Consider the following 13276-nt stretch of genomic DNA (forward strand, 5'->3'; position numbering starts at 1 on the left):
CCCTTTTCCTGTGCGAGTCATCGATTAAATGGCTCGGAAGGACACTGATTATTCCCGTTGGAATAAATGACAATGTCCGACAATCGACCGACGAACGGTTAGCCTGAGAAAATACTGCAAAGTATTTCAGGATGAATTTCGCGCAGGGCACCATGGAAAACCAACGCGGCAAAGGCTTGTCATTCGCCCGACGCATTTACCTGCCCAGGGCCATCGGTCTGGGGATCGGCTTCTTCAGCGTCGGTGCTGCGTTGTATCCGCTGAACATGCCCGGCTGGGTCTGGGCGCTGTTGCTGTTCAACGGCTTCGCCTGGCCACATCTGGCTTATCAACTCTCCACTCGCTCGGCGTTCCCGTATCAGGCTGAACGCCGCAACTTGCTGTATGACTCGCTGTGCGGGGGATTCTGGGCGGCGAGCTTTCAATTCAGTCCGCTGACCACCGTGACCATCCTGTCGATGATGACCATGAACAACGTCGCCGCTGGCGGCTATCGACTGTTCGTGTTCGGTGCCCTCGCCCAACTTGCTGGTGTGCTGCTGGGCTGGGCGATGTTTGGCGTCAAATTCAGCCTGACGATGACACAGGAGCAAGTCTGGGCCTGCCTGCCGATGCTGACTCTTTATCCGCTGGCGCTGGGCATGGTCTGTTATCGGCTGGCGATCAAACTCTCCCAACACAAACGCGCACTGAGCGCCCTCAGCCGTACCGACAGCCTCACCGGCCTGCTCAACCACGGTGCCTGGAAAGACCTGCTGCACCTGAAATTTCAGCAGTGCCGCCAACACAACAGCCAAGCCACGCTGGCGTTGATCGACATCGACCATTTCAAGGACATCAACGACAGCTTCGGGCACATCGTCGGCGATGCGGTGCTGCGGCAATTGAGTCACGACCTCAAACGCCTGCTCGATCAATACGAACTGGCCGGACGCTACGGCGGTGACGAGTTCTGCGTGATCCTGCCGACACTGCCGCTGAACAAGGCTGAAGCGCTGATGGAGCAGTTGCGCGAGGCATTGCAGCAGTATCGTCATCCGCAGGTGCCAGACTTGCGAGTGGGTCTGAGTATCGGTCTGGCGCGGTATCAGCCTTTGTACAAGGATGCCCTCGACTGGCTGGACGATGCCGACAAAGCGCTCTACACCGCCAAACATACGGGCCGCAACACCATCAGCACTGCCTTGAGCCATGCCGTGGCGGACAATGCCTGCGCCTAAAAAGTTATACAAAATTACAAATAATTACTTCCTTGTACAACTTTATGAAGTTTTGTATAAGTAGCCATCTGCCAGTTAAGGAATGCTGGCATTGAGCAGCCACCGCCGAATGCCGTCCGCGCATTCGGTCTGCCAGCGCGGAAATAGGGACTGAATCCTCGATATTCCCCTCTTCCAGAGTACTGCGAGCATGTTCTTCAATCGCCACAAAGCCGTCGTCGACGATCTTCAGCGCACCCTCACCGAACAAGCCGGCCTGCTCGATGCGATCAATCGCTCGATGGCGGTGATCGAGTTCGACCTCGATGGCGTGGTGCTGCGCGCCAACGACAACTTTCTCAAAACCATGGGTTACACCGCCGAACAAGCGATCGGTCAACCGCATCGGCGCTTTTGCACACCAGAGTTCGGCCGTAGTGCTCAGTACACGGATTTGTGGTCTCGCCTGAAAAACGGCCAGTTTCAGTCCGGTACGTTTGAACGGGTCGACGGCAAGGGCCAGCCGATCTGGCTGGAAGCCAGTTACAACCCGATCAAGGATGCCTCGGGCCGTGTGGTGAAAGTGGTCAAGTACGCCATGGACGTGACCGCCAAGGTGCAGCAGGAAAGTGAGGCCAATGCCAAGTTGCAGGCGATTGACCGGGCAATGGCGGTCATCGAGTTCAATCTCGACGGCAGTATTCTTACGGCCAATCAGAATTTTCTGACGCGCATGGGTTACACCCTCGCCGAGCTGAAAGGTAAACATCACCGTTTGTTCTGCACGTCGGCACTGGTCAACAGCAGCGCCTATGAGGATTTCTGGCGGCGTTTGAATCAGGGCGAGCTTTTCCAGGGCCAGTTCGAACGCGTGGATAAACGCGGGCAAACGGTGTGGCTCGAAGCCAACTACAACCCGGTTTACGACGCTGCCGGACGCTTGTGCAAAGTGGTGAAGTTCGCCTCCGACGTGACTAACCGCGTCGAGCAACACGAACAGGACGCGCGCAGTGCCAGCGCGGCGTATCACATCTCGGTGGCGACACGAAAAGTCGCCGAGCAAGGTACGCAGGTGATCCAGCAAGCCGCCAGCGAAATGCGCGAAATCGCCGAGGACATTGCCGAGTCTTCAACGCTGATTGCACAACTGGGGGAACGCTCCGAGCAGATCACCGCGATCGTCAACACCATCCGCGCGATTGCCGACCAGACTAATTTGTTGGCGCTCAATGCCGCGATTGAAGCCGCGCGTGCCGGTGAACAGGGGCGAGGGTTTGCCGTGGTCGCCGATGAAGTGCGGCAATTGGCGGCTCGAACCAGCGGCTCGACCGCGGAGATTTCCAGCATGATCGGGCTGATCCAGAACGAGACCCGCCAAGCCATCAAGAGCATGGAAGGCACCCGGGGTCGCGCGGCTGAAGGGGTCGAGTTGGCGAATCAAGCGGGGACGGTGATTCTGCAGATTCGTGATGGCGCCAGCGAGGCGGTGGATGCGGTGAGCATGTTTGCCAATGAGCGGGTGCCGGGTTAAGGCTTGTGCAAGGCAGGTAGACCGCGTCGCGGCCTTCGCGAGCAGGCTCGCTCCCACAGGGAAATGCATTCCAGTGTGGGAGCGAGCCTGCTCGCGAAAGGGCCATGAGCTGCAATGCAGGACTATAGTGACTTTCAGTCCCAAGCCCTGCCGAGTGCATCATGACCACTGATAAACCCGCCCCCACCACCGCTCCCGTCGATCACCTGCGCTTCCACCGCCCCCACGCCCACCTCAGCACCACCTTCGGCAACGACAAATTCGCCCTGCGCGCCGAGGCGTTTGCACGTTTTTTCGGTACGCCGATGTTTCTCGGCGCACAAACCCTGATTGTGCTGTTGTGGGTTTGCCTCAACGTGTTTGGCGTGACCACTTTCGACGTCTACCCGTTCATTCTGTTGAACCTCGCTTTCAGCCTGCAATCGGCCTACGCCGCGCCGCTGATTCTGCTGGCACAAACCCGTCAGGCCGCCCGCGACAAGGCGCAAGCCGATGCCGATGCGCAACACCGTGAAGCGCTGGCACAGGCCAATACCGAGCGCCAGGCCCAAGCCGCGAAGAACACCGCGCAACTGCTTGAACTGCTGGAGCAGAACACCCGCCTCACCGAAATGACCAAAAACCTCACCGAACGCATCGCCAGCCTGACCAGCGAGCTGCACGATCACATGCGCCAGAACCCGCAGCGCTGATCACGGCAACCGCAGCGCCCGCCCCAATTCATCGAACAGCGTCACCACCGAGCGCAGCGCCCGGCAATCCGGGCGAGTCAGCAGCCACAGCGCGGTGTCGTAACCGTGCAGCGGCTCGCTCAACGCCTGCATACCCTCGGTGATCAGAAAGTCCGGTAACGCCGCCACGCCGAGGCCCGCGCGAACCAGCTCAGTGACTGACAACATGCTGTTGCATCGATAGCCCGGTGTCACGCCCGGCAGGTGTTGCCGACGCCAGGCGATGGTTGGGTGATCGGGGAGAAAGTCGTCCGGGGCGATCCAGGTCAGCGCTGCCAGATCCGCCGCATCGACGTTTTGCAGATAGCGCGTACTGGCGCAGACCCGGTAGGAAATCTTCGCCAGTTGCCGTCCGACCAGATGCTCCGGCGGTGTACGCGTCAGGCGCAGGGCAATGTCGGCATCGCGACGGCTGAGATTGGCAAAATCGTTGGAGGTGCTCAATTCGAGGGTCAGCGCCGGGTAATTGGGCATGAAGTGCGCCAGCGCCGGCAGCAGCAAGCTCTGCAACACCGAATCGGTGCAGGTCAGCCGCACCGTGCCGCTGACCACTTCGCCGCCCTGCTCCACGCCAATGCGCGCGGCCTCTAGTGCTTGTTCGGCACGTTCGGCTTGTTCGGCCAGCGTCTGCGCGAGAGTTGTCGGTAAATAGCCGGCGCGGCTTTTTTCGAACAGTTGCTGACCGAGTGCAGCTTCGAGACGGCGCACGGCGCGAAACACCGTCGACACGTCGACTTTCAACAGCTGCGCGGCCCGGGCCAGCGAGCCGCCGCGCACCAAGGCCAGAATCAGGGCGAGATCGGGGTAATCGAGTCGATAGTGCGTCGCTGCATTAATCACTTGGGTAAACGCCCATATTGAGTGCGTGAACGCCAATCTATAGTGAGTGCCATCAATCAACAAGCGCAGGGAACTCCCATGGAAAACAGCGCCATCCTTATCGCTCTGATCGGCGATTACGACCCGCAGGTCACCGCTCACCAAGCCATTCCCGTCGCCCTCGGGCTGGTCGCCGAACACCTCAACCGCGACGTGCAATTCGAATGGTTGCCCACCGAGCAGATCCACGCCGATACGCCGCTCGAGCGGTTCGACGGTTTCTGGTGCGTACCGGCCAGCCCTTACAAAAGTGAAGCCGGCGCACTGCGAGCAATCCGTTTTGCCCGCGAACACCAGCGACCTTTTCTCGGCACTTGCGGCGGTTTTCAGCATGCGGTGCTGGAATTTTCCCGCAACGTGTTGGGTTGGGAGGATGCGGAACACGGTGAAACATCGCCCGACTCTGAACGCGCGGTACTCACTCCGTTGACCTGTTCGCTGGTCGAAGCAGTGGACAGCATTCACTTGGTTCCCGGTTCGTTGATCGCCCGGGCGTACGAAACGTCGCAGATTCGTGAAGGCTATCGCTGCCGCTTCGGTGTGAATCCGCTGTTCGAACGGGAATTGTTGAACGATCGGCTACAAGCTGTCGGTCATGATTCGTCAGGGGATTTACGCGCGATTGAACTCAAGGATCATCCATTCTTTGTGGCGACGTTGTTCCAACCGGAACGCGCGGCGCTCAAAGGGTTGATGCCGCCGCTGGTGCGCGCGTTTGTTGAAGCCTGCGCGGAGCGACGCTGATGACTTCTTGCTTTGCGGTGATTTTTACGTCGACCCGCACCGAGGGTGACAACGGGTATGCCGAGGCGGCTGAGCGCATGGCCGCGTTAGTGAGTGAGCAGCCGGGGTTTCTGGGTGTCGAGTCGGTTCGTGGGGCGGATGGCGTGGGGATTACGGTGTCTTATTGGGAAAGCGAAGCGGCGATTCTGGCGTGGCGGCAGCATCCTGAGCATCGGGAGATTCAAGCGCGTGGTCGCTCGCAATGGTATTCGGCTTTTCATACGCGGGTGTGTCGGGTTGAGCGGGAGTATCAATTCAGCCTGTGATATTGGTGGTGAATTCACCGGCCTCATCGCTGGCAAGCCAGCTCCCACAGGTTATGCGCGGCTCGGAGGATTACATCGTACCTGTGGGAGCTGGCTTGCCAGCGATGGGGCCAGTACAGCCACTACAAAATCTCAGCCGCGCACCAGACTCCGCAACGCGACAATCTCCGGCACCTCGACCTTGCTCATATAAACGCGCAACGGCTCGGTGATGTTGATCCGGTCATCAATATTCTGATCCAGTAGCAACTGAATCAACTCGCGTTTAAGCGTCATGGTCTGCGCTGTCGCCGGCGCCCAGACGAATTCGTTCACAGGAATAATGCCGTCATCGGCCACGTCCATGCCGAACGAATCTTCGCTAAATCTGACGATGTACTGACCGGTCTTGCGGTTGAGGCCGACAAAACCCTTGAGATCGTCGGCAGCCTGGCAGATGAGTTGGGAGGTGATGCGCATGGTAAACCTCACGAAAAATGATCGATGGTTTACACGCAGGGCAACGGAGCGGCGCGCCCTCTACCGTGACGTCTGCCGTGGGCAAGCGTACTGCAAACCGCGCCACAAAAGTGCAGGAAAAATCGCTTTTAATACGTTTATGTCGGTCCTGCGATAGCACGCAATCGATTCAGTTGTTAAAAGGTACGTCTTTGAAAATGCCCTGCGAAAGGAACTCGAACATGCCCGCCACTTTCACCAAAAGCGCTCTGGTCCTGAGCCTGCTGCTCGGTCTTGGTCAGGCACACGCTGCCAGCCAAACCGATCCGAAAGCGATCGCTGCCGCCAACGGCATCCCGCACCCAGCGGTTATCGCTCACCGTGGCGCGTCTTTCGATGCACCGGAATCCACCGCTGCCTCCTACAAACTGGCTCGCGATCTGGGCGCCGATTACCTGGAAATGGACTTGCAGCGCAGCAAGGACGGCGTGCTGTTCGCCCTGCACGACGACAATCTGCAACGCACTACCGACGTCGCCACCAGGTTTCCGGAGCGTAAAGACAGTTCGGCCACCGCGTTCACCATGGCCGAACTGAAAACCCTCGATGCCGGTAGCTGGTTTAACGCCAAGTACCCGGATCGCGCTCGCCCGTCCTACGCCGGGCTGAAAATTCTGACCCTCGATGAAATCATCGACATCGCCCAGGCCAACCCGCAACACAAACCGGGCCTGTACATCGAGACCAAAGAGCCGCAGCTGTTTCCCGGGATCGAGAAAGACCTGAAAGAGAAATTGCAGGATCGAGGCTGGCTGAGCCCGGCCGGTTCGAAACTGGCGAAAAGCGCATTGGGCGTGGGTCAGGGCAAAGGCAAGGTGATCCTGCAAACGTTCGAGAAAAACAGCCTCGAACTGCTGGAAAAAGAAATGCCGCAGGTGCCGAAAATCCTTCTGTTGTGGGTGGGCGAAGGCAGCATCGAGCCGAAATCGAAAGTGACGTTTGCCGAATCCGGCGAGAAAGACAAAAACGTTTTTTACGGCAAACAAGAGCCGAAGTCTGAAGCTGAATTCAAGCAATGGGTGGACTACGCGAAGTCGCAAGGTGCCATCGGTACCGGTCCGTCGGCGAAGCTGACCAAGGGCGGCGACCAGAGCTATTCGGATCTGGTGCAACCGTGGATGAATAAATACACCCACGATCAAGGCCTGCTGGTGCACGTCTACACCGTCGACGAGCCGGTGGACTTCGAGAAAGTCATGGCGGCCGGTGTCGACGGCATCTTCACCAACCGCGCCAGCGAGCTGTTGAAATTCTACAAACGCCCGGCGGCCGGCAGTGTTGATCAGGTGTTGAAGAACAACGGTTTCTGATCTGAAATCGAGGCGCCTTCATCGCGGGCAGCCACGCTCCCACAGGTTCTGTGCAGGTGCATGGCTTGCCCGTTTTGTTTGGGGTTGGCGTTTTAAGGGTAAGTTAAGTTGTGGCGGTTAACCTGAGGCCACTTAAACGAATCACCCCAAGGAACGAACCGATGAAAACTTTGACTGCTCTGTTTACCGCCGCTGCCCTGACTCTTACCGCTGGCCTGGCCCAGGCTGATGTTCGCGTCGACCAGATTCCTGAACTGGTTAAGTCGGGCAAGATCAAGCCGCTGGAGTCGATGAACGCCGAAGCGCTGAAACTGCATCCGGGTGCGACTATTACTGACACTGACCTGGATAACCACTTCAATGGTTATGAGTACGAAGTTGAGCTGAAGACGGCTGACGGTAAAGAGTTCGATGTGGACTTTGATGCGACCACTGGCAAGGTGTTGAGCAACAAGCAAGACACTTGATACCGAGCATAAAGAAAGCCGCACGATTGAGAGATCGTGCGGCTTTTTTGTGTTCGGCTTTTTAATTGGTTGTCAGTGAGATTTTCTCCCCCTCACCCCAGCCCTCTCCCCCAGGGGGGCGAGGGGGAAAGGGAGCCGATCGGGGGCTATTCAAGTCCTGAGCGCGCCTCGATATTTCAGGTCGGCGTACCTCAAATAGTCACCACGGTCAGTCCCCTCTCCCTCTGGGAGAGGGCTAGGGTGAGGGGAAAAGGCATCACGCCGAGGTGCTGACCAGCGAACCGGAAGTGCTGCTGTCGGAATCCTGCAACGCCTGCAACAGCGAGGCTGTGGCGGTTGACAGAGAAGCCGAGGTAGCGGTGATCTGCGCCTGTGCGGCAGCGACCTCGGCGACCTTCGCATCAGATTTTTCCTGCTTCGCCTGTGCCGCTTGCAATGCCTGCTGTTCTTCCTGCAATTGCTTCTGCAACTCGGCAATCTGCTTGCGCAGTTCCTTCACCGAATCCGATTCTTCACTGCTGCCGGAACCGCTGTCACCCGCCGGAGCGGCACCACCACCGGCGGCGACTTTACCGGTATCGGCAGTCGCACCCGTGCTGGCGGTTGCGGTAGTAGACGTGTCGTCACCAACGTCACTGATCGACGTTTTGCTGGTCGGTGCGCTGACGGTCTGATTGATCGAAACAGAAGTGATGCTGACCATGGAAAGGCTCCAATGCCGGTTATAGATAACCGGTCATCGACCACGGCCGCCTCAATTTGAGATCGACTGTGTACCGACTCGGTATCCGAACCGGTACACAGTCAATTGCGTCAGGCGCTCAGGCGCGCAGTGACTTCGTTCAGTTGCCCGGACAGACCATGCAGGTTCTGGCTGGCGCTTTCGGTGCGCTGCACGTTGTCGAGGTTGGTGCTGGCGATCGAGGTGATCTCGGTGAGGTTGCGCGAGATGTCTTCGGCCACCGAGGTCTGCTCTTCCGCAGCAGTAGCGATCTGACGGTTCATGTCGCGGATCGCTTCCACGGCGTGCGTGATGCGCTCCAGCATCGCGCCCGCCTGGGTCACTTGCTCAACGCTTTCATCACTGCGCGTCTGGCCGCTGTCGATGGCTTGTGCGGCGTCCACCGCACCGGTCTGCACGCTCTGAATGATTTGGTTGATCTCGATAATCGACTCGGCGGTGCGCTGCGCGAGATTACGCACTTCATCGGCGACCACGGCAAAACCACGCCCGGCCTCACCAGCCCGCGCCGCCTCGATCGCAGCATTGAGCGCCAGCAGGTTGGTCTGTTCGGCGATGCCGCGAATCACTTCCAGCACTTTGCCGATACGGCCGCTGTCGGCTTCGAGACGACGAATCACCGAGGCGGTATTGGCGATTTCACCGCGCATCTGGGTGATCGAGTGGATGGTGCTCTGCATGACCTTTTCACCCTGCTGCGCAGACTGATCGGCATCGTCAGCCGCACGCGCGGCGTCTGCGGCGTGACGCGCCACTTCCTGGGCGGTGGCGGACATTTCGTTCATCGCCGTGGCCACTTGGTCGGTGCGATTGAACTGCTCGTTGGTGCCGCCGGCCATGGTCGTGGCGATCGCATTCAACTCACCGCTGGCGCTGTCCAGATCACTGGCGCTGCGTTGCAAACGGGTGAAGGTGTCGGCGAGGAAATCGCGCAGGGTGTTGGCAGCGGCGGCAAGATTGCCCAGTTCATCCTGACGGTCGCTGACCACACGCTCGGCCAGTTTGCCGCGACTCAACTGCGTGACGTAATCGATCAGTTTGCGGATCGGTTCGACCAGGTTGCGGTTGACCAGCCACAGGCTGAGCAGGCCGATCAACAGGCCCGACGCGAGCATCACCAGCAGACCGAACAACACCGTACGATCGGCCTCGGCACTGATCAGCGCCGACTGCTCTGTCCCTTGCTTGCGCAACTCGCTGACCAGTTCGCTCATCTGATCGCTGGTGGCGCGGTCAACGCCTTTGACCGCGGCGTCACCTGCCGTTGGATCGCCACCAGCCGCCACGTAGGCATCGCGGCCCTTCTGATAGGCGGAACCGAGTTGACGATGCTCATCACGCAAACGTTCGATGCGGCTTTTCAGGCTCGGCTCGAGGCCTTTCTGGCTGGCCAGTTCTCCGAGGATGTTTTGCACATCGCGCTGGCGATCTTCGAACTGGCTCCAGTATTTGGCCAGGTCCGCCGGTTGTTTGCCGCGCAGCAGAACGTTTTTCCACTCCTGCACCTGCACCTTGAATTGCAGGTTGGCTTCGTCGATCAATTGCGAGGTGTGCAAGGGACCGGCGATCAACTGGCTGTAGCTTTGCACGCCGTTGGACAGGAAATGAAAACACGCCAGCGCAATCAACAGCATCGCCAGCAGGCTGCCGCTCAGCAGGGCGAGAATTTGCGCTCTCAAGGATTTTTGCAGCATCGAAAGATACTCAGGACAAGGATGAGGCACGCCCGGTAAGGCGTGAAAGTTTGCCGGACATCCATGTCGGCGAGCCTTGGCTCATGGCCAAGCGCGCGCAACGTAACCTAAGCGTGATCGGCGCACCAGAGCGCTTCTTGAAGAGAATCCGACCACCGGTAAGTCGCTGATTTGACGTCACTTTGCTGTCACATAAATGTCATGTGACATTGCGATGATGCGGCTCAGTGAACCTGCCATTTGCGCACCGACGCACCCTCCTCGCAGCGAGCCTTCATGAACCACAGCCTCGATATCAGTCATCGCGATCCTGATCTGTTTGGCCTGCTCTACGGCTATCGCTTCCTGCCCGGCGAACGGGGCCGCGAGGTCGACTCGGCCACGGCGTTGCGCTGTTTGCAGGACGACAGCGACAGTGGCGAATTTCTTTGGCTGCACCTCAATCTGGCGCATGCGGCGTGCGAGCGCTGGATGAAAAGTCATCTGCAATTGCCCGAAGAATTTTTCGAGGCGCTGCACGAAGGCTCGCGTTCGACGCGCATTGAGCATGTCGACTCGGCGTTGCTGGCGGTGGTCAACGATGTGGTGTTCAACCTCAGCAGCATGGTCTCCTCGGATGTGTCGACGCTGTGGGTTTGTGTGCGCAGCAAACTGATCGTCAGCGCGCGCTTGCAACCGCTGCACTCGGTGGACAAATTGCGTTCGTCGGTGAAGGCCGGCGAGCGCTTTCGTTCGCCCTCGGAACTGCTGGTGCACCTGCTCCGTGATCAAGGCGAAGTGCTGACGCAGATCGTGCGCAAGACCAGCCTGAGCGTCGATCAGGTCGAGGACGAATTGCTTTCCTCGCGACTGTCGACCAACCGCGCCGAACTCGGTGCCAATCGTCGGGTGCTGGTGCGTTTGCAACGGCTGCTGGCGCTGGAACCCGGATCGCTGCTGCGTCTGCTTAACCGGCCGCCGCCGTGGTTGCAGAAGGAGGACGTCAAGGAACTGCGCAAATCCACCGAGGAGTTTGCGCTGATCATCAACGACCTCACTGCCCTCGGTGAGCGGATCAAATTGCTCCAGGAAGAGATCGCCGCCAACCTCAACGAACAGAGCAACCGCACGCTGTTCACCCTGACGGTGGTCACGGTGCTGGCGCTGCCGATCAACATCATTGCCGGTTTTTTCGGGATGAATGTGGGTGGCGTGCCGTTGTCGCAGGATCCACAAGGGTTCTGGATATTGGTCGCGCTGGTGGCGACGTTTACCGTGATTGCCGGGCGTTGGGCGTTTCGCAAGCGCGGGGATTATTGACCACCGAACCTTATGTCCAGCACAGATCCCCTGTGGGAGCGAGCCTGCTCGCGAAAGCGATCTGTCATTCAACAATGATGGTGACTGACACTCCGTCTTCGCGAGCAGGCTCGCTCCCACAGGGGACCTCATCGGCCTTAAGACCGACGGCGGGATTAATCAGCCCAAACACTGACATGGCGCAGTCTCTCTGTAACATTCTGCAACGATCATGGGCGACATTCCTTCCCTCGCTCAGGATTGTCCGCTCATGGCTACTCCCTCCCTGACCGCCAGCCCCGCGTCCGCCGCCAGCGGCAGGCCGGCCCTCGACAAGAAAACCGGCCCGTTTACCTACGTGATCTTTTTCGCCGTGCTGGCGATGGGAATGCTGTTCACCGCTTACAGCCTGATGCACGACATGCACGAACTCGGCACGGTGGTCACCACGTGGACGCCGTTCCTGCTGCTCGGAGTGGCGCTGCTGATTGCCCTGGGCTTTGAGTTCGTTAACGGTTTCCATGACACCGCCAACGCCGTCGCGACGGTGATCTACACCCACTCGCTGCCACCGAATGTCGCGGTGGTCTGGTCGGGGTTCTTCAACTTTCTCGGTGTGCTGCTTTCGAGTGGCGCGGTGGCGTTCGGCATCATTGCGTTGCTGCCGGTGGAGCTGATTCTGCAGGTCGGTTCGTCTGCCGGCTTCTCGATGATTTTCGCCCTGCTGATCGCGGCGATCCTGTGGAACCTCGGCACCTGGTGGTTGGGCTTGCCGGCCTCGTCGTCGCACACCTTGATCGGTTCGATCATCGGCGTCGGTGTGGCCAATGCCTTGATGCACGGCCGCGACGGCACCAGCGGTGTCGACTGGGCGCAGGCGACCAAAATCGGTTACGCCTTGCTGCTGTCGCCGCTGGTGGGTTTCGGTTGTGCGGCGCTGTTGCTGTTGGCACTGCGGGCGTTCGTGAAGAATCGTTCGCTGTATAAAGCGCCGGAAGGCAACACGCCGCCGCCATGGTGGATTCGCGGTTTGCTGATTCTGACCTGCACCGGCGTGTCCTTCGCTCACGGCTCCAACGACGGCCAGAAAGGCATGGGCCTGATCATGTTGATTCTGGTCGGCACCTTGCCGATGGCCTATGCCTTGAACCGCACCATGCCGGAAGAACAGTCGTTGCAGTTTGCCGCCGTGGCGCAAGTCACCCAGCAAGCGCTGGTGAAAAGTGCACCGCTGCCGACGCCGGCCGATCCGCGTGCGGTGCTCTCCGATTACGTGCGCAGCAAGGACGCCACGCCACAACTGATTCCCGCCCTCGCCGCCCTCACCGGGCACATTGGCGAAGAAGTCAGGGGCTACGGCTCGCTGGCAAAAGTCCCGGCCGAAGCCATGGGCAACGTCCGTAACGACATGTACCTGGCCAGCGAAAGCATTCGCCTGATGGACAAGAACAAGGTCGGCAATTTCGACGCTGACACCAGCAGCAAGCTGCAACTGTTCAAGCAACAGATCGACAACGCCACGCGGTTTATTCCGCTGTGGGTGAAGATCGCCGTGGCCATCGCGCTCGGGCTGGGCACCATGGTCGGCTGGAAGCGGATTGTGGTGACGGTGGGTGAGAAGATCGGCAAGACCCACCTGACCTATGCGCAGGGTGCATCGGCGGAAACCGTGGCGATGCTGACCATTGGCGCGGCGGACATGTTTGGTTTGCCGGTGTCGACCACGCATGTGTTGTCATCCGGTGTGGCCGGGACCATGGTCGCCAACGGTGGCGGGTTGCAGATGAAGACCATCCGTAATCTGTTGATGGCGTGGGTGCTGACGCTACCGGCGGCGATCCTGCTGTCAGGCAGCCTCTATTGGCTGTTCACCCAGATCTTCTGATCCGCACAACTCC

At 59.2% G+C, this 13276-nt stretch carries 12 protein-coding genes and 2 pseudogenes; 10 read left to right on the forward strand and 4 right to left on the reverse strand.

The window, feature by feature from the left end:
- The first annotated feature begins 152 nt into the window (after window positions 1-152).
- The 4 genes and pseudogenes from RMV17_RS22400 (at window position 153) to RMV17_RS22410 (ending at window position 3422) form a co-directional block, all read left to right on the forward strand.
- On the forward strand, window positions 153-1220 hold the full coding sequence (locus tag RMV17_RS22400) for a diguanylate cyclase (RefSeq protein ID WP_311887081.1): 1068 nt from the start codon (window positions 153-155) through the stop codon (window positions 1218-1220).
- Window positions 1221-1500: 280 nt separating this feature from the next.
- Window positions 1501-2136 (forward strand): annotated as a pseudogene (locus tag RMV17_RS30180) (PAS domain-containing protein); the annotation flags it as partial.
- A 156-nt stretch (window positions 2137-2292) separates the two neighbouring features.
- Window positions 2293-2730, forward strand: a pseudogene (locus RMV17_RS30185) (methyl-accepting chemotaxis protein); the annotation flags it as partial.
- 161 nt (window positions 2731-2891) lie between these two features.
- The gene (locus tag RMV17_RS22410) at window positions 2892-3422 is read left to right on the forward strand and encodes a DUF1003 domain-containing protein (protein WP_311882631.1); all 531 of its coding nucleotides are present in this window, start codon (window positions 2892-2894) and stop codon (window positions 3420-3422) included.
- Here RMV17_RS22410 and RMV17_RS22415 read toward each other — a convergent pair whose 3' ends face one another.
- Window positions 3423-4364, reverse strand: coding sequence for a LysR family transcriptional regulator (locus RMV17_RS22415; RefSeq protein WP_311882632.1), 942 nt, complete (start codon window positions 4362-4364; stop codon window positions 3423-3425). It abuts the gene before it with no gap.
- Window positions 4365-4379: 15 nt separating this feature from the next.
- On the opposite strand from RMV17_RS22415, the gene RMV17_RS22420 reads away from it, so the two are divergent.
- Window positions 4380-5084, forward strand: a complete 705-nt coding sequence (locus RMV17_RS22420) for a CTP synthase (RefSeq protein ID WP_311882633.1) — start codon at window positions 4380-4382, stop codon at window positions 5082-5084.
- Entirely contained in the window at window positions 5084-5389 is a 306-nt protein-coding gene (locus RMV17_RS22425; protein WP_034153348.1) for an antibiotic biosynthesis monooxygenase, read from the forward strand. The genes RMV17_RS22420 and RMV17_RS22425 overlap by 1 nt, the downstream gene beginning before the upstream one ends.
- A 132-nt stretch (window positions 5390-5521) precedes the next feature.
- Here RMV17_RS22425 and RMV17_RS22430 read toward each other — a convergent pair whose 3' ends face one another.
- Window positions 5522-5848, reverse strand: a complete 327-nt coding sequence (locus tag RMV17_RS22430; RefSeq protein ID WP_311882634.1) for a DUF2025 family protein — start codon at window positions 5846-5848, stop codon at window positions 5522-5524.
- Between the two features lie 221 nt (window positions 5849-6069).
- Here RMV17_RS22430 and RMV17_RS22435 point away from each other — a divergent pair, with 221 nt between their 5' ends.
- Together RMV17_RS22435 and RMV17_RS22440 are read left to right on the forward strand one after the other, a co-directional pair.
- Window positions 6070-7197, forward strand: coding sequence for a glycerophosphodiester phosphodiesterase (locus RMV17_RS22435; RefSeq protein WP_311882635.1), 1128 nt, complete (start codon window positions 6070-6072; stop codon window positions 7195-7197).
- Between the two features lie 161 nt (window positions 7198-7358).
- Window positions 7359-7664, forward strand: coding sequence for a PepSY domain-containing protein (locus RMV17_RS22440; RefSeq protein ID WP_108227134.1), 306 nt, complete (start codon window positions 7359-7361; stop codon window positions 7662-7664).
- A 256-nt stretch (window positions 7665-7920) separates the two neighbouring features.
- On the opposite strand, the gene RMV17_RS22445 is transcribed toward RMV17_RS22440, so the two are convergent.
- Window positions 7921-8367: a hypothetical protein gene (locus tag RMV17_RS22445; protein WP_311882636.1), complete on the reverse strand. Its 447-nt coding sequence runs from the start codon at window positions 8365-8367 to the stop codon at window positions 7921-7923.
- A 110-nt stretch (window positions 8368-8477) separates the two neighbouring features.
- The gene (locus RMV17_RS22450) at window positions 8478-10100 is read right to left on the reverse strand and encodes a methyl-accepting chemotaxis protein (RefSeq protein WP_311882637.1); all 1623 of its coding nucleotides are present in this window, start codon (window positions 10098-10100) and stop codon (window positions 8478-8480) included.
- A gap of 276 nt (window positions 10101-10376) precedes the next feature.
- On the opposite strand from RMV17_RS22450, the gene RMV17_RS22455 reads away from it, so the two are divergent.
- Together RMV17_RS22455 and RMV17_RS22460 are read left to right on the forward strand one after the other, a co-directional pair.
- A complete protein-coding gene (locus RMV17_RS22455) occupies window positions 10377-11399 on the forward strand; it encodes a transporter (protein ID WP_108225474.1) in 1023 nt (340 codons plus the stop codon).
- A gap of 250 nt (window positions 11400-11649) precedes the next feature.
- A complete protein-coding gene (locus tag RMV17_RS22460; RefSeq protein ID WP_108225475.1) occupies window positions 11650-13263 on the forward strand; it encodes an inorganic phosphate transporter in 1614 nt (537 codons plus the stop codon).
- Window positions 13264-13276 lie beyond the last annotated feature (13 nt).

It is taken from the genome of Pseudomonas sp. VD-NE ins, from assembly GCF_031882575.1.
GTDB lineage: Bacteria > Pseudomonadota > Gammaproteobacteria > Pseudomonadales > Pseudomonadaceae > Aquipseudomonas > Aquipseudomonas fluorescens_BZ.